The sequence below is a fragment of the Nocardia sp. NPDC003999 genome, from assembly GCF_053604885.1.
Window position 1 is genome coordinate 96,941 of record NZ_JBSGIB010000016.1, and the last position, 16,026, is coordinate 112,966.

The 16,026-nt window shown below is 69.8% G+C and carries 12 protein-coding genes; 7 read left to right on the forward strand and 5 right to left on the reverse strand.

The window, feature by feature from the left end; all coding sequences use genetic code 11:
* Positions 1 to 7: 7 nt before the first annotated feature.
* Positions 8 to 1,210, reverse strand: a complete 1,203-nt coding sequence (locus tag ACWESM_RS26865) for a benzoate/H(+) symporter BenE family transporter (protein ID WP_452494091.1) — start codon at positions 1,208 to 1,210, stop codon at positions 8 to 10.
* 185 nt (positions 1,211 to 1,395) lie between these two features.
* Between ACWESM_RS26865 and ACWESM_RS26870 the strand changes: the two genes are divergently transcribed.
* Positions 1,396 to 2,202 carry a sulfurtransferase gene (locus ACWESM_RS26870; protein ID WP_364433321.1) on the forward strand — a complete coding sequence of 269 codons (807 nt, stop codon included), beginning with the start codon at positions 1,396 to 1,398 and terminating at the stop codon, positions 2,200 to 2,202.
* Between the two features lie 4 nt (positions 2,203 to 2,206).
* Here ACWESM_RS26870 and ACWESM_RS26875 read toward each other — a convergent pair whose 3' ends face one another.
* Entirely contained in the window at positions 2,207 to 2,569 is a 363-nt protein-coding gene (locus ACWESM_RS26875; RefSeq protein ID WP_355073623.1) for a hypothetical protein, read from the reverse strand.
* A 149-nt stretch (positions 2,570 to 2,718) separates the two neighbouring features.
* Between ACWESM_RS26875 and ACWESM_RS26880 the strand changes: the two genes are divergently transcribed.
* From ACWESM_RS26880 to ACWESM_RS26890, 3 genes are all read left to right on the forward strand, one after another.
* Positions 2,719 to 5,538 carry a DEAD/DEAH box helicase gene (locus ACWESM_RS26880; RefSeq protein ID WP_452494093.1) on the forward strand — a complete coding sequence of 940 codons (2,820 nt, stop codon included), beginning with the start codon at positions 2,719 to 2,721 and terminating at the stop codon, positions 5,536 to 5,538.
* The gene (locus ACWESM_RS26885) at positions 5,535 to 6,302 is read left to right on the forward strand and encodes an SWIM zinc finger family protein (RefSeq protein ID WP_364433124.1); all 768 of its coding nucleotides are present in this window, start codon (positions 5,535 to 5,537) and stop codon (positions 6,300 to 6,302) included. The genes ACWESM_RS26880 and ACWESM_RS26885 overlap by 4 nt, the downstream gene beginning before the upstream one ends.
* Positions 6,303 to 6,638: 336 nt before the next feature.
* Entirely contained in the window at positions 6,639 to 7,382 is a 744-nt protein-coding gene (locus tag ACWESM_RS26890; RefSeq protein ID WP_452494094.1) for a helical backbone metal receptor, read from the forward strand.
* Here the strand turns inward: ACWESM_RS26890 and ACWESM_RS26895 are convergent.
* The 3 genes from ACWESM_RS26895 to icmF all read right to left on the reverse strand — a co-directional run bounded on the left by ACWESM_RS26895 (position 7,367) and on the right by icmF (position 12,027).
* Positions 7,367 to 7,480, reverse strand: coding sequence for a DUF3224 domain-containing protein (locus ACWESM_RS26895; protein ID WP_364433120.1), 114 nt, complete (start codon positions 7,478 to 7,480; stop codon positions 7,367 to 7,369). The genes ACWESM_RS26890 and ACWESM_RS26895 overlap by 16 nt on opposite strands.
* Before the next feature lie 46 nt (positions 7,481 to 7,526).
* A complete protein-coding gene (locus ACWESM_RS26900) occupies positions 7,527 to 8,597 on the reverse strand; it encodes an amidohydrolase family protein (RefSeq protein ID WP_452494096.1) in 1,071 nt (356 codons plus the stop codon).
* A gap of 211 nt (positions 8,598 to 8,808) precedes the next feature.
* The gene (gene icmF / locus ACWESM_RS26905; RefSeq protein WP_452494098.1) at positions 8,809 to 12,027 is read right to left on the reverse strand and encodes a fused isobutyryl-CoA mutase/GTPase IcmF; all 3,219 of its coding nucleotides are present in this window, start codon (positions 12,025 to 12,027) and stop codon (positions 8,809 to 8,811) included.
* 193 nt (positions 12,028 to 12,220) lie between these two features.
* Here icmF and ACWESM_RS26910 point away from each other — a divergent pair, with 193 nt between their 5' ends.
* The 3 genes from ACWESM_RS26910 to ACWESM_RS26920 all read left to right on the forward strand — a co-directional run bounded on the left by ACWESM_RS26910 (position 12,221) and on the right by ACWESM_RS26920 (position 16,017).
* Positions 12,221 to 13,198 carry a DUF2157 domain-containing protein gene (locus tag ACWESM_RS26910; RefSeq protein WP_452494099.1) on the forward strand — a complete coding sequence of 326 codons (978 nt, stop codon included), beginning with the start codon at positions 12,221 to 12,223 and terminating at the stop codon, positions 13,196 to 13,198.
* Between the two features lie 174 nt (positions 13,199 to 13,372).
* Positions 13,373 to 14,872: a CoA-acylating methylmalonate-semialdehyde dehydrogenase gene (locus ACWESM_RS26915; protein WP_452494101.1), complete on the forward strand. Its 1,500-nt coding sequence runs from the start codon at positions 13,373 to 13,375 to the stop codon at positions 14,870 to 14,872.
* Positions 14,873 to 14,877: 5 nt separating this feature from the next.
* On the forward strand, positions 14,878 to 16,017 hold the full coding sequence (locus ACWESM_RS26920) for an acyl-CoA dehydrogenase family protein (RefSeq protein ID WP_355073641.1): 1,140 nt from the start codon (positions 14,878 to 14,880) through the stop codon (positions 16,015 to 16,017).
* The last annotated feature ends 9 nt before the right edge of the window (positions 16,018 to 16,026 follow it).

A 16,026-nucleotide genomic window follows, 5' to 3' on the forward strand; every position in this document is an offset into this window, starting at 1 on the left:
ACGGCGACTAACGCAGCACTTTGCGCACCACGAGCCCGGCGAGTAAAGCCCAGAAGGCGGCGCCGATCCCCGCGAAGCCGACACCGGAGGCGGCGATCAGGAACGTCACCACGGCGGCTTCGCGGTGTTCGGAGCGCAGCGCCGCGCCGAGGGCCGCGCCCAGGGTCGCCAGCAGGGCCAGGCCGGCCACTGTTTCCAGGGTTCCGGCCGGGGCGGTCGCGATCAGCGTGACCACGGCGGCCGAGCCCAGCGCGAGCAGCAGGTACATCGCGCCCGCGGTGAATGCCGCGATCCAGCGCCGCTTCGGGTCCGGATGCGCCGCGGGGGCCGCCGCGAGCGCGGCGCTGATGGCGGCGAGATTGATCGTGTGCCCGCCCGCGGGCGCTCCGACGACGGTGCCGAGACCGGTGACCGTCATCGCCGCGCGCCATGGAACCCGGTAGTCGAACGAGGCCAGCACCGCGGTGCCAGGGATGTTCTGCGAGGCCATGGTGACGATGTAGAGCGGGATCGCGACGCCGATCAGCGCCTGCCAGCTCCAGTGCGGCAGCGTCAGTTCCAGTCGCGGAGCCATCGCGCCGACGTCGAGATGACGGTGCTGCACGACGATGCTCACGCCGGCGGCTACCGCCGCGGTGACAAAGGCCGCGATCACCGCCCAACGCTGGGCATATCGTTGCAGCACGAGCCAGACCAGGATCACCGGCGCCACCACCGCCGGACTCGTCTGCACCGCCCGCACCGGCGCCAGGCACAGCGGCAGCAGAACTCCGGCCAGCATGGCCTGCGCTATCTCCACCGGGATCGCCGCGACCAGGGTGCCCAGCCGCTGCCAGAGTCCGGTGACGACGATCAGCACCCCCGTCACCACGAACGCTCCGATCGCGGCGGGCCAGCCTCCCGCCACCGCGCCCGTCCCGGCCAGCAGCGCCGCGCCCGGTGTGGACCAGGCCAGCGTGATCGGCATGCGGTAGCGGTAGCTCAGCGCCATCATGCCGATCGCCTGGGTGACGCACAGCGCCAGCAGACCCGACGCGGCCTGCGCGGAGCTCGCCCCGACCGCGGTCGATCCGCTCAGCACCACGGCGAACGAGCTGGTGAATCCGACCAGGGCCGTCACCACGCCCGCGCCGAGTGGCGGCGCCAGCCCCGCTCGCGCCCGTTCGGGTTCCCGCGTCGCGGTGGTCTCGGTGGTGGATACGTTCGACACCGGTCGGATATTGCCGCTGGTCACGGACGCGTGTCGCCTGCCAGTGCCCCGAAACTGGACTGACTCGAGCCGGTGTGCGGCACGGGGCGGGAGTGTTCGGCGACATCGGCACATTCGGGTGCGTAGGGTGGGGAGTCGGTGCGCGAGGACGCGATTCGGGACGAGGAGCTGAGTTGAGCGCGGTACTGATCTCACCGGAGGAGCTTCGGGAAGCGTTGCCGGACAAGCGGCTTCGCCTGCTGGATGTGCGATGGGCGCTGGGCGATCCGGACGGGCCGCAGCACTATCTCGCCGGCCACGTTCCCGGCGCGGTGTTCGTCGACCTGGAAACCGAGCTGGCCGCGCCGCCGTCACCCGCGCGCGGCAGGCATCCGCTGCCGGAGCCCGCGCAACTGGAGAAGTGCGCGCGCAGCTGGGGCCTGTGCGAGGGCGACCCCGTGGTGGTCTACGACGCCACCGGCGGCATGGCCGCCGCGCGCGCCTGGTGGCTGCTGCGCTGGGCGGGTGTCGCGGACGTGCGCATCCTCGACGGCGGGCTGCCCGCCTGGATCGACGCGGGCGGGTCCGTCGCGACCGGCGCGGAACCCGACCCCGAGCCGGGCGATGTCGAAGTGCGTCCCGGTCACCTGCCCGTGATCGACGCCGACGCGGCGGCCCGCTGGAAGGGCGTGCTGCTGGACGCCAGGGCGAGCGAGCGCTTCCGCGGCGACGTGGAGCCGATCGATCCCCGCGCCGGGCACATCCCCGGCGCGCTGAGCGCTCCGACCGCCGACAATCTCGACGCGGACGGGCGCTTCCGCGCCGTCGCGGAGTTGCGCGACCGCTTCGCCGATTTCGGATCCGGGCCGGTGGCCGTGTACTGCGGTTCCGGTGTGACAGCGGCGCACCAGGTCGCCGCGCTCGCCATCGCGGGCGTCGAGGCGGCCTTGTATCCCGGGTCGTGGTCGCAGTGGTCGAACGATCCGAAGCGGCCGGTCGCGACCGGTAGCTGACGCCTTACAGCCAGGCCCGGGCCAGGAGATCGTCGTCGACGACCTCGCTCGCCCGGGGCGGGAACCGGGTGGCCGCGATCGACTCGATATGCGATCCGTCGTGCCCGATCACCCACGAGCCGCCGCGCTCCTCGCATTCGGCGATCTTCGCGAAGGTGGTGAGCAGGAACGTGATCGCCTCGCGCGGGTCGGTGGTGCGGGCCAGCCGCTGGGATTCACCTGGGCGCGACAGGTCAAGCCACACCCCGCACTGCCCGTCGAGCCGCATGCCGACGATCTTGTCGGCATGCACGAAGGTGAATTTGCGCCGTTCCCACGTGGTCGTCGGTGTGAAGCTCTGCTCGAGAACCTGGAGCAGAATCGTCATGCTGCTTCCTCCGCTTCCTTGACACCAAGCTGCGGTTGTTCTGCGATGACCTGCGGATATTCCAGTATGTGCCGGTTGGGCGCAGAAATCCACAACGGTCCGGGCACGGTGTGCGCGGCCGTGTCGTACCCGCCTGCTTGGATGGGGTGATGCTGCACGGACTGTGGTCGCCGGGTGCCGGGTTGCTGCTCTGGCACGACTCGCCGGTCGCCGCGACGTCCGCCGAGCTTCCGGATCCGCTGGGCAGCGTGCTGCGCGCGTCGAAGTTCCGGCACCGGGCCGAGGTCCTGGTCGTCGAGCACGGGATCGCCGGGACCGAGCAGGTCCGCGCGCACGCGCTGGCCCCGGTCGCGGCGGCGGAGGCCCTCCGGCAGCGGTTGCCCGCCGACCTGGTGGCGGGGGATCTGCGGTATCTGGCGCATGTCGCGGGCGGCATCGAACGCTGGGTGCGCGCCGGGCGTGTCGTGCCGGACCTGCGCAGGGAGGACGGCCAGTGGTGGGTGCGCTGGCGGCTGGTCGGCGGGGAGCGGCAGCGGGCTTGGCTGGCCGAGCTGGCGGTCGCCATGCCGGAGGCGCTGCGGGTGGCCGAGCGTCCGGCAGCGCTGCTCGAGGACCTGGTCACCGAACTCACCGACCCGATCGCGCGGTCACTGGCCGAGCTGCCGGACTCGCCGCATCCCCTGGTGGCCGCCCTGGTCGGCCACATTCCGCTGGACAACGGCAGCTATCAGGTCGCCGAGGTGCTCGAGGGCTGGCGGGCCAGCCTGACCGGTGACGAGCCGGAACTGGTGCTGCGTCTGCTGGAACCGGATGGCGAACTCGGTCTCGCCGACGAGTCGGTGGCGTTGTGGCGGCTGGAGGTGTGCCTGCGGCTCACCGGTGAGGCGCCCAGAACCGTTCCGCTGCACGAGGACCCGAATCTGGTCCGGATCGCGGTGGACAAGCTCGGCGCGGCCAAGCGGGCATATCCGAGGCTGCGTGACCTGCCGAGCGATCCGCGCAGCATGGATCTGCTGTTGCCCACCGAAGTGGTGCTCGACCTGGTCGCGCACGGCGTGCACGCCCTGCATGCGGTGGGGGTCCAACTGCTGCTCCCGCGCGCCTGGAGTGTCGCCGAGCCGAGCATGCGGTTGCGGGTGGAGAGCGCGGTGCCCGCCGCGGAGAGCACGGTCGGTCTGCCCGGCCTGGTGTCCTACCGCTGGGAACTCGCGCTCGGCGGCATGGTGCTGACCACGGCTGAGATGGAACGCCTGGTGCGCGCCAAATCCGATCTCGTCGAGTTGCGCGGTCAATGGGTGCAGGCCGATCACAAGGCGCTGGTCGCCGCGGCCAAGTACGTCGCCGCGCACGCCGACGACTCGCCGATCACCTTCGCGGACATGCTCGGCGAGATCGCGGTCTCCCGGGTGCCCCAGGTGCCGATCACCGAGGTCACCGCCTCGGGATGGGCGGGGGACCTGCTCGACCGCGCTCGGCAGCCGGAAGCGGTCGCCGCGCCCGTCGGGTTGAAGGCCGAGCTGCGCCCCTACCAGGAACGCGGCCTGGCCTGGCTGGCGACCATGAGCCGGATGAGTTGCGGGGCGATCCTGGCCGACGACATGGGACTCGGCAAGACCGTCCAGGTGCTCGCCCTGCTGGTGCACGAGCGCGAGAACGCGACGTCCGAGCCGGCGCCGCCGGGCCCGACCTTGCTGGTGTGCCCGATGTCGGTGGTCGGCAACTGGCAGCGCGAGGCGGAGCGGTTCGCACCCGACCTGCGGGTGTGGGTGCATCACGGCGCGGGCCGGCGGGTGGGCGCCGAACTCGACGAGACGGTCGCCGCCGCGGATCTGGTGATCACCACCTACGCTCTGCTGGCGCGCGACGCCGGGGAACTCGGCAGACAGCACTGGGACCGCGTCGTACTGGACGAAGCGCAGCACATCAAGAACGCGGGGACGCGGCAGGCGCGGGCGGCGCGGTCGCTGCGCGCGCGACATCGATTGGCGCTCACCGGCACGCCGGTGGAGAACCGGTTGGAAGAGCTGCGTTCCATCATGGATTTCGCGGTGCCGAAAGTGCTCGGCAGTCCGCAGTCCTTCCGCGCCCGCTTCGCGGTGCCCATCGAACGCGAGCGCGACCAGAACGCGATCAGTCGCCTGCGCTGGCTGACCCAGCCGTTCGTGCTGCGCCGGGTGAAGACCGACCCCACGGTGATCAGCGACCTGCCCGAGAAGCTGGAGATGACCGTGCGGGCCAACCTCACCGTCGAGCAGGCCTCGCTGTACCAGGCGGTCGTGGACGACATGCTGGCCAAGATCAAGGACGCGAAGGGCATGGCGCGCAAAGGCGCCGTGCTCGGTGCGCTCACCCGGCTCAAGCAGGTGTGCAACCATCCCGCGCATTTCCTGGACGACGGGTCGAGTGTGCTGCACCGAGGGGCACATCGCTCCGGCAAGCTCGCCCTCGTCGAGGACGTGGTGGACGCGGTGCTGGCCGACGGTGAGAAGGCGCTGCTGTTCACCCAATTCCGGGAATTCGGCGAGCTGGTCGCGCCCTATCTGGCCGAGCGGTTCGGCGCGGCGATCCCGTTCCTGCACGGCGGCGTGCCGAAGAAGAAGCGCGACGCGATGGTCACCGGCTTCCAGGCGCCGGACGGACCGCCGCTGATGTTGTTGTCGCTCAAGGCGGGTGGTACCGGGCTCAATCTCACCGCTGCCAATCACGTGGTCCACCTGGATCGCTGGTGGAATCCCGCGGTGGAGAACCAGGCCACCGACCGCGCCTTCCGGATCGGCCAGCAGCGCAACGTGCAGGTGCGCAAGCTGGTGTGCGTGGACACGATCGAGGAGCGGATCGACGAGATGATCAACGGCAAGCGGCAGCTCGCCGATCTGGCCGTCGGCGCGGGGGAGAACTGGATCACCGAACTGAGCACCGACGAATTGCGCGACTTGTTCGCCCTGGGTGCGGCGGCGGTGGGCGAATGAGTCCGTTCATCGACTACTCCGAGTACGGGAAGAAGCTGCCGGTGCGCGGCGGAGTGGAAGCCCGCAGCAGACGAGGCGGTTTCGGGCGCACCTGGTGGGGCAGGGCGCTGGTGGAATCGGTCGAGCGAATGGCGGAGCCGGGGCGGCTGGCACGCGGTCGCAACTACGCCCGATCCGGCCAGGTGGTGAACTACCGGATCGAGCCGGGCGCGGTGACGGCGGAAGTGCAAGGCAGCCAACCGCGTCCGTTCACGGCGGTGTTCACCGTGCGCCCGGTGCGCGAGGACGAACTCGAATTGCTCATCGAAACCATTCGCTCGGCGCCGGGCATGCTCGCCGAGATCGCCTCGGGGGCGTTGCCCACCGGGCTGGGGCCGCTGCTGCTGCCGAGCACCGCGGCGGACCTGGATTTCACCTGCAGCTGCCCGGACCCGGGCTGGCCGTGCAAGCACGTGGCGGCGGTCTGCTACCTGCTGGCCGAGCGGCTCGACGAACACCCGCGCGAGATCCTGACCCTGCGCGGACTCGACCTGGACACGCTGATCGGGGGCATCGAGCGCGAGCCGAGACCCACCGTTTCCGACGATCCGTACGGTGAGCGCGTTTCGCTGCCGGACTTGCCCGCGGTCGAATTCCGGGCGGCGCCGGAGGATTTGGATCCGCTGCTGCTCCGTAAGGCGCTGCGGATGACTTCGGCGGACGAGACGGTCGCCGCGACCGGTCTGCGCGATCTCACCGCGCTCTATCGGCGGTTCGACCGCTGACGTTGGTTGGCACCCAGCATCGGGGCTGTCGGTTACCGCCGGTCTGTCGGGGCGGGATCGATACCGGCGGAGCGAAGGGACCGGAGACTTCCCGACGCCGGGTGCCGTTATTCAGTGTCGCGCCGCTCAACCCCGCGCGGAACTGCCCCAGCCACGCCCGGATGCTGCCCTTGCACCGCACTTGCCGCATCTCTCCCGGCGTGGCCCGATCGTCGCGGCTGGTCTCGCTTCGTCCAGAAAAGGCCGCCCACCTGCGTGAATCTTCTGTTATAGGCTGACAGCGTGGCAGGAAAGAGCCCAGCGGCCGGGTCGCCCCGCGACGACCTCGGTACTCCGGTGGATCTCCGCACACCCCCGCGCCGGGTGGTGTCGCTCGTTCCGTCGCTGACCGAGGCGGTGGCGCGCACTTGTCCGGAAGTCCTCGTCGCCGCCACGCAATGGTGCACGCACCCAGCCGATCTCGCGGTCGAGCGCGTCCGGGGGACCAAGAACCCGGATGTCCGCCGGATCGTCGAACTCGCCCCCGACCTGGTGCTGTGCAACAAGGAGGAGAACCGCCGCCTCGACGTAGAACGCCTGCGCGCGGCGGGAATTCCGGTGTGGGTTACCGAGATAGAGACCGTCGACGAGGCCATGGCCTCCCTGACCCGGCTCTGCGTGGAGGCGCTCGGCGTCGACTCGCCCGCCTGGCTCACCGAGGCCCGATCCGTTTGGGCCGCACCACCGCCCGAGCCGGCGCGCGCCGCCGTCATCCCGGTCTGGCGCGACCCGTGGATGGTGGTCGGACGGAACACCTTCACCGGCGACATCGCTCGCCGTTTGGGCCTGCGGCTGGTGCATGCCGATCGCCCCGACCGCTATCCGCGCGTCACGCAGGCCGAATTGATCGAAGGCGTCGACCTCGCGGTGCTTCCCGACGAACCCTATGTCTTCACTGAAACCGATGGGCCAGAAGCGTTTCCGGACATCCCGGTCGCGCTGGTGGAAGGTCGCGCCCTCACCTGGTATGGGCCCTCATTGGCTACTGCCCGCGATACCCTCACCGCGCAACTGGCTCGGGCGGCTCAACCCAATTCGTAGTCGAACCAGATGTGGTGCGTGCCGTCGGCGTCCACGTGCAGTCCGCCCGTGCCCGTGATGCCCGCGAGTTCACCGGCGCCGCTGGCGGGCGCGATCACGCAGAACTCGTTCGCGCGGTCGGCGCGGCGGGCACCGACAACCGGCTCAGTCGGCGATCCGGTACACCCGCTGCGCGGTGGTCCGGAAGACCTGCTCGAGTTCGGTTGGACCGCCGCCGTGGCCGGTGACGGCGGTCGCGATCGCCTCGATGCTGTTCGCGATGCTGGTGACCGGCTTGTCCACCGGGAAGTTCGACCCCCAGATGAGACGGTCCGCGCCGAAGACGTCCACGGCGTGTTCGACCAGCGGACCGATCCGGTCGAGCAGCTGCGGCACCGGCGTCGGCGTGCCGCGCGGCGGGATCGGATGGCCGAGGATCGGCATCATCAGCCCGCTCACCTTCGCGACCACGTTCGGGCGCGCGGCCAGTGCGGCGAGATCGTCGCGCCACCGCACCAGCAACTGCCTGCGCAGCCCGGGATTGGCGCCGGTGTGCTTGCCCACCGCCCCGAAGATCCCCGCGGGCGTGCCGAGGTGGTTCAGCACGATCGGCACTTCGGGATAGCGTTCGGTCAGCGCGGTGACGTCGGGAATGGCATGCGAGTACACCCAGGCTTCGAACGACAGGCCGCGCTCGGCCAGCCGCGCGAAGCCGTCCAGGAATTCCTTGGTCGCGAGCTTGCCGGGCGCGTCGGTGAACGACCGCACACCGGGATCGGGATGGTGGGCGACCATGGTGCGGATACCGCGCAGTAGCGGCGAGGCGGCCGCGTGCGCGTCGAGGAGCTCCCCGAACCGGGGGTCGGCCGGATCGCCGCCCGCGAGGATCGCGCCGAGCCGTGGCGCCGCTTCCAGCGGCAGCCCGGCCACCCAGGCGGTCTCCCCGGCCTTCCCGAGCGGTCCCGGTTGCGACCATTCGACTTCGATGTGCGCGACCACCTCCACCGGCGCGTTCCCGGCGTCGGCGCGGTAGTCGAACGGAAGGTAGGGCCGCAGGTAGGCGACGGGGTCGCCGACGAATTCCCGGTCCCGGCGCGGCGCGAGACGCTTCGCGGCGTCCACCGGGACCGGCAACAGCCGGAACAGCTTCGCCAGGGCGCTGAAATCCCGGGGTGTGCCGAACGGATCCCACTGGTGGATGTGTGCGTCGATGATCCGGATTCCCGAGAGGTCCATGTCTGCCGTCCCCAACCGCGCCGAAGGTTTGCTCGGCGATTGTCACATGCCCGGCGCGCGGTGAGTTCGGAATCCGCGCCCGCCGAGTCGGCACGGCGGGTTCCGCCGGATCCGCGGGCGAACCCGGTCCGCGAGCGCGAACCGGGCCACCCGGGCATACGGCTGCTCGAAACCCGAGCGCGCGACCGGCTCAACACGGCGCGCAAAAGACTCACACGTTGCGGCGGTACTGACCTCCGACGGTGAAGAACGTTTCGGTGATCTGCTGCAACGTGCACACGCGGGCGGCGTCCATCAGCACCTCGAAAATGTTGTCGTCGGTGCGGGCGACCGCTTCGAGCCGGGCGAGCGCGGCATGGGCGGCGTCCCGGTTGCGCTGCTGGAACTCACGCACCCGGCGTAGCTGCGACTGCTTCTCCGCTTCGGTGCCGCGCGCCAGTTCCAGCTCCCGGTGCGGCTCCTCGTGGGAGTTGCGGAAGGTGTTCACCCCGATGATGGGCAGCGACCCGTCGTGCTTGCGCTGTTCGTAGCGCATCGACTCGTCCTGGATCTTGCCGCGCTGATAACCGGTTTCCATCGCGCCGAGCACGCCGCCGCGTTCGCTGATCCGCTCGAACTCGGTGAGCACCGCCTCCTCGACCAGATCGGTGAGCTCATCGATGAGGAAGCTGCCCTGTAGCGGGTTCTCGTTCATCGCGACGCCCCACTCCCGGTTGATGATCAGCTGGATGGCCAGCGCGCGCCGCACCGATTCCTCGGTCGGGGTGGTGACCGCCTCGTCGTAGGCGTTGGTGTGCAGGCTGTTGCAGTTGTCGTAAATCGCGATGAGCGCCTGCAACGTGGTGCGGATGTCGTTGAAGTTCATCTCCTGCGCGTGCAGCGACCGGCCGGAGGTCTGGATGTGGTACTTCAGCTTCTGCGACCGCTCGTTGGCGCCGTAACGGTCCCGCATGGCCACGGCCCAGATGCGGCGGGCCACCCGGCCGATCACCGAATACTCCGGATCCATCCCGTTGGAGAAGAAGAAGGACAGGTTCGGCGCGAAGTCATCGATATGCATGCCGCGCGCGAGATACGCCTCCACATAGGTGAATCCGTTCGCCAGGGTGAAGGCCAGCTGGCTGATCGGGTTCGCGCCCGCCTCGGCGATGTGGTAGCCGGAGATCGACACCGAGTAGAAATTGCGTACGCCGTTGCGCACGAACCATTCCTGGATGTCGGCCATCATGCGCAGGCTGAATTCGGTGGAGAAGATGCAGGTGTTCTGGCCTTGGTCCTCCTTGAGGATGTCGGCCTGCACTGTGCCGCGCACCGTGGCCAGCGTGCGGGCTCGCAGGTCGGCCGCTTCGGCGTCGGTCGGCGGCCGTCCCTGCTCCGCGGTGAAGCGTTCCAGCGCCTGATCGATCGCGGTGTTGAGGAAGTAGGCCAGGATGGTCGGCGCCGGACCGTTGATCGTCATCGAGACCGAGGTGGTCGGCGCGGTCAGGTCGAAACCGTCGTAGAGCACTTCCATGTCGTCGAGCGAGGCGATCGACACGCCGGAGGTGCCGACCTTGCCGTAGATATCGGGCCGCTCGGCGGGATCGTGCCCGTAGAGCGTGACCGAATCGAACGCCGTGGACAGCCTTTTCGCGTCGGAGTGCTCGCTGAGCACCTTGAACCGGCGGTTGGTGCGGAACGGATCGCCCTCACCCGCGAACATCCGGGCCGGGTCCTCGTTGTCGCGTTTGAACGGGAACACTCCGGCGGTGAAGGGGAAGCGCCCCGGCAGATGCTCGGCGCGCAGGAAACGCAGCAGCTCACCGTGATCGGTGAAGCGGGGCAGGGCGACGCGCGGAATCGAGTTGCCCGACAGGGTCTCCCGGCGCAGCGGAGTGTGTATCTCCCGGTCCCGCACCCGGACCACCTGTTCTTCCCCGCGGTAGGACTCGGCGAGGGCGGGCCACTCGGCCAGCAGTGCGGCGTTCGCGGGGGTGAGGTCGGCGCGGGCGCGTTCGGTCAGTTCGGCCACGGCGGTGTCGTCCGGCAGTTCGAGCGCCACCTGCTCGAGTCGTTGCAGCCGTTGCGCGGCGACGACCTGCGCGGCGGTCTCGGCGTGGTAGTCGCGCACGGTCTCGGCGATCTCGGCCAGGTAGCGCACCCGTGCGGGCGGGATGAGCTGGGCGAACCTGGTGGACGCGCGGGTGTCCACCCGGGGCAGCGCGCCGGGCTCCAGCCGCAGGCCGTGGTTCGCGAGCAGGCCGGTCAGGTGCTGGTATAGCGCTGTCACCCCGTCGTCGTTGAACGTCGCCGCGCTGGTGCCGAAGACCGGCATGTCCTGCGGCGCGGCGTGGAACTCCTCGCGGTTGCGGATCAGCTGCCTGGCCACGTCCCGCAGCGCGTCCGCGGCGCCGCGGCGCTCGAACTTGTTGATCGCCACTACGTCCGCGTAGTCCAGCATGTCGATCTTCTCCAGCTGGGAGGCGGCGCCGAACTCGGGCGTCATCACGTACATCGACACGTCGACGTGGTCGATCACCGCGGCGTCGCCCTGGCCGATGCCGGGCGTTTCGAGGATGACCAGGTCGTATCCCGCTGCCTTGCAGGCGGCCACGATGAGATCGATGTTGTCGGGCAGTTCGTGTCCGCCGCGGGTGGCCAGCGACCGGAAGAAGACGTGTTCGCCGTCGAGGGCGTTCATGCGGATGCGGTCGCCGAGCAGCGCGCCGCCCCCGCGCCGCCGGGTCGGGTCGACCGCGAGGATCGCGACCCGCACCTTGTCCTGCTGGTCCGAGCGCAGCCTGCGCACCAATTCGTCGGTGAGCGAGGACTTTCCGGAGCCGCCCGTCCCGGTGATGCCGAGCACCGGCACGGTTCGCGCCGCCGCGGTCTCGGCCAGTTTCCGCCGGTCGGCCTCCGGCAGCGCGTCCGCTTGCAGACAGGTGATGACGCGCGCGAGTGAGGCGCGCTCGCCCGCGAGCACCGCGTCGAGCACCGGCGGCTCGGCCGCGAGGTCGACGTCGCAGGCGCGGATGAGCTGATTGATCATGCCGGGCAGGCCGAGTCGCTGTCCGTCCTCGGGGGAGAAGATGGTCACGCCGGACGCGGCCAGTCGGGCGATCTCCTCCGCCACGATCACGCCACCGCCACCGCCGAAGATCCGCACGTGCTCGGCTCCGGCTTTCCGCAGGGCGTCCGCGAGATATTCGAAGTACTCGACGTGGCCGCCCTGATAGGAGCTGACCGCGACGCCTTGGGCGTCTTCGGTGAGCACGGCGTCGACCACCTCGCTGACCGAGCGGTTGTGACCGAGATGGATCACCTCCGCCCCTTGGCTCTGCAGGATGCGGCGCATGATGTTGATCGCCGCGTCGTGCCCGTCGAACAGGGCCGCCGAGGTGACGAAGCGAACGGGATGGGTGGGCGTGTAGAGCGCGCTGCTGTCGGCCACTGGGATTCCTCCGGGGATTCCATTGTCGCCCGATACTAGGACGTCAAACTAATTCTACGGTGACTGCGATCACACCGCCAGCCGATGGCGGCGGGTCGTGCGCGCTCGGTTTCATCGAACGACGGGCCCTGCGCCGACCGGTTCGCGCGGCAGATCGTGTTGTCATGGCGGCGGACTCGGACATACTGGGCGCATGGTGAGCGACGGCAAAGCGGAAGCCGCGATCGGACGGCTGGTCGCCGACGGCGTGCTGACTCGCGACCAGGCCGACGCGGTGCTCGCGGCGCTGGCCGTCGAGCGGGCCGCGGCGACCGCGCGCGGGAAGGTGCTCGCCGAGATCGCCGCGTACGTCGGCGCCGGTCTGGTGTTCGGCGGGATCGCCCTGGTGGCGGCCTCGTCCTGGGACGCGCTCGACCGGCCGGTCCGGGTCGGCGTGCTCGCTGTCGTGGCGGCCGGCCTGCTGCTCGGCGGAGTAGTGCTCGCAGGGGCGCCGTCCGGCCGCAGGAGCGCGCTGAGCGCCCGCGACAGGTTGGCGGCCGCGCTGTTCGCGCTGGGCTCGGTCGCGCTGGCCGGATCCGTCGGCACCGCGCTCGACGCAGCCGATGCCGCTTGGGTTTTCGCGTGCGCGGCGGGGGCGGGGATCGCGGTACTCGGTTATCTCGCGCTGCCCTCCGTTCTCGGCATGCTCGTCTGCGCCTGCTTCGTGCCCGCGGCCGTCGCGGGGATGTTGACCGAAGTGTTCGGTCTCGACGACACGTGGGCCTGCGTGGCGGTGTTGCTGCTCGGTGCGGGGTGGTTCGCGCTGACCAGGATCGGCGCCCTGGTCGATATCCGGGTCGGATACCTGATCGCGATCGTCACCTCCGTCGCGGCCGCGCAGAGCCTCGATATCGACGGTCGGACTTGGGCCTACGGGATCACCGCGGTGATTGCGGTGGTCTGCTTCGCGTTGTACGCGACCCAGCGCTCGGCCGTGCTCGTCATCGGGGGTGGTGTGGCCATCGCGGTGGCGGCGGGGGAGGCGGTCTCGGAATGGACCGGTGACTCGCTCGGCGCCGCGGCGGTGGTCGTGGCGATCGGCGCGATCACGCTCGCGGTGGGCGCGTTCCGGTTGGCGCGGCCACGGCGGGAAAAGGAAGCCGACCCGGCCGTTCCGGTATCGCAGGCGTAGGCCATCCGCGCGGTGGGGAAGAAGCCGAAAGGCTGCGCCTCCCGCACCGGTCGTCCGTCGACACGTGGGATGAATCACATCACGCCCGACGCTCTGCCAATACTTGGACGTCCAACTATAGGATGACCGCATACCGCTCCGCGGTGTCCCGATCGCTACGAGAACAGGACTGGCATGGTTCGCGAACTCACCCATTTCATCGGCGGACAGCATGTGCCGGGCACGTCCGGCAACTTCGGCGACGTCTTCGATCCCAATTGCGGCCGGGTGCAGGCGCGGGTGCCGCTGGCGAGCAAGTCCGAGGTCGAGGCGGCCATCGCGAACGCTGAGGCGGCGCAGCCGCAATGGGCCGCGTTCAACCCGCAGAAGCGGGCGCGTGTGCTGATGAAGTTCCTGACCCTGGTGCAAGACGAGATGGACTCGCTGGCCGCCCTGCTGTCGTCCGAGCACGGCAAGACCATCGCCGACGCGAAGGGCGACATCCAGCGCGGCCTGGAGGTCATCGAGTTCGCCACCGGCATCCCGCACCTGCTCAAAGGCGAATACACCGAGGGCGCGGGCACCGGCATCGACGTCTACTCGATGCGTCAGCCGCTCGGCGTCGTCGCGGGCATCACCCCGTTCAATTTCCCGGCCATGATCCCGCTGTGGAAGGCCGGTCCCGCGCTGGCCACCGGCAACGCGTTCGTGCTCAAGCCCTCCGAGCGGGACCCCTCGGTGCCGCTGCGGCTGGCGGAGCTGTTCCTCGAGGCCGGTCTGCCCGCCGGCGTGTTCAACGTGGTCAACGGCGACAAGGAAGCCGTCGACACGCTGCTGCACGATCCGCGCATCAAGGCCGTCGGCTTTGTCGGCTCCACCCCCATCGCGCAGTACATCTACGAGACCGCCACCGCGAACGGCAAGCGCGCCCAGTGCTTCGGCGGCGCGAAGAACCACGCGATCGTCATGCCGGACGCCGACCTCGACGACGTGGCCGATCAGCTGATCGGCGCGGGCTACGGGTCCGCGGGCGAGCGCTGCATGGCCATCTCGGTGGCCGTCCCGGTCGGCGAGGAGACCGCCGATCGCCTGGTGGCCAAGCTGGCCGAGCGGGTGCACAAGCTCAACGTCGGCCGCTCCGACGATCCCGGCGCCGACTACGGCCCGCTGGTCGGTCAGGACGGCGTGAACCGGGTGAACAACTACGTCCAGATCGGCATCGATGAGGGTGCCGAACTGGTGGTGGACGGCCGCGGCCTGGTCGTGGAGGGCGCCGAGAACGGCTACTTCGTCGGTGCGACGCTGTTCGACAAGGTGACCCCGGAGATGCGGATCTACCGCGAGGAAATCTTCGGCCCGGTGCTCAGCGTGGTCCGCGCCAAGGACTACGAGGAGGGGCTGCGGCTGGCCAACGAGCACGAGTACGGCAACGGCGTCGCGATCTTCACCCGGGACGGCGACACCGCGCGCGACTTCGCCGCGCGCGTGCAGGTCGGCATGGTCGGCATCAACGTGCCGATCCCGGTGCCGATCGCGTACTACACCTTCGGCGGCTGGAAGCGTTCCGGCTTCGGCGACCTGAACCAGCACGGTCCGGATTCGATCCGCTTCTACACCAAGACCAAGACGGTGACGCAGCGCTGGCCCGCGGGCCTGAAGGAGAGCAACGCGTTCGTCATCCCGACGATGGACTGACGCGGATGTTCGCACTCGACGACGACGAGAAGGCGATCCGCGACACCGCGCGCGGCTTCGCCGACGAATTCCTCGCCCCGAACGCGCTGGAATGGGACGAGCAGAAGCATTTTCCGGTGGACGTGCTGCGCAAGGCGGGGCCGCTGGGCCTCGGCGGTATCTACGTGCGCGAGGACGTGGGCGGTTCGGGCCTGCGCAGGCTCGACGCCGTGCGCATCTTCGAGCAGCTGGCCACCGGCTGCCCGGCCATCGCCGCCTACATCTCCATCCACAACATGGCGACGTGGATGATCGACCGTTACGGCGACGACGAACAGCGCCACCGCTGGCTGCCCCGGCTGACCGCGATGGAACTGCTGGCCAGCTACGCGCTCACCGAGCCGGGCGTCGGCTCCGACGCGGCGGCGTTGAGCACCAAGGCCGTGCGCGACGGTGACGACTACGTCTTCAACGGCGCCAAGCAGTTCATCTCCGGCGCGGGCGCTACGGACGTCTACGTCGTCATGGCGCGGACCAGTGACGCGGGAGCGCGCGGGATATCGGCGTTCATCGTGCCCGCCGACACTCCCGGCATCTCCGTCGGAGCCAATGAGAAGAAGATGGGCTGGAACGCGCAGCCGACCCGTCAGGTGATCTTCTCCGATGCCAGGGTCCCCGCGGCCAACCGCCTCGGCGCGGAGGGCGACGGCTTCCGCATCGCGATGAACGGGCTCAACGGCGGCAGGCTCAACATCGCCGCGTGCTCGGTCGGCGGTGCGCAGGCGGCGCTGGACAAGACGGTGCCGTATCTCGCCGAGCGGCACGCGTTCGGCAAGCCGCTGCTGCGGAATCCGGCGCTGCAATTCGAACTCGCCGATATGCGCATCGAATTGGAGGCCGCCCGCACGCTGCTGTGGCGGGCCGCCGCGGCGCTGGACGCCGACGCGCCGGACAAGGTGGAGCTGTGCGCCATGGCGAAGCGCTTCGCCACCGACGCGGGCTTCGAGGTGGCCAACAAGGCCCTGCAACTGCACGGCGGCTACGGCTACCTGACCGAATACGGCGTGGAGAAGATCGTCCGGGATCTGCGGGTGCACCAGATCCTCGAGGGCACCAACGAAATCATGCGGCTGGTCGTCGCCCGCTCATTGGTAGGAGCGGCATGAGAGGTCAGG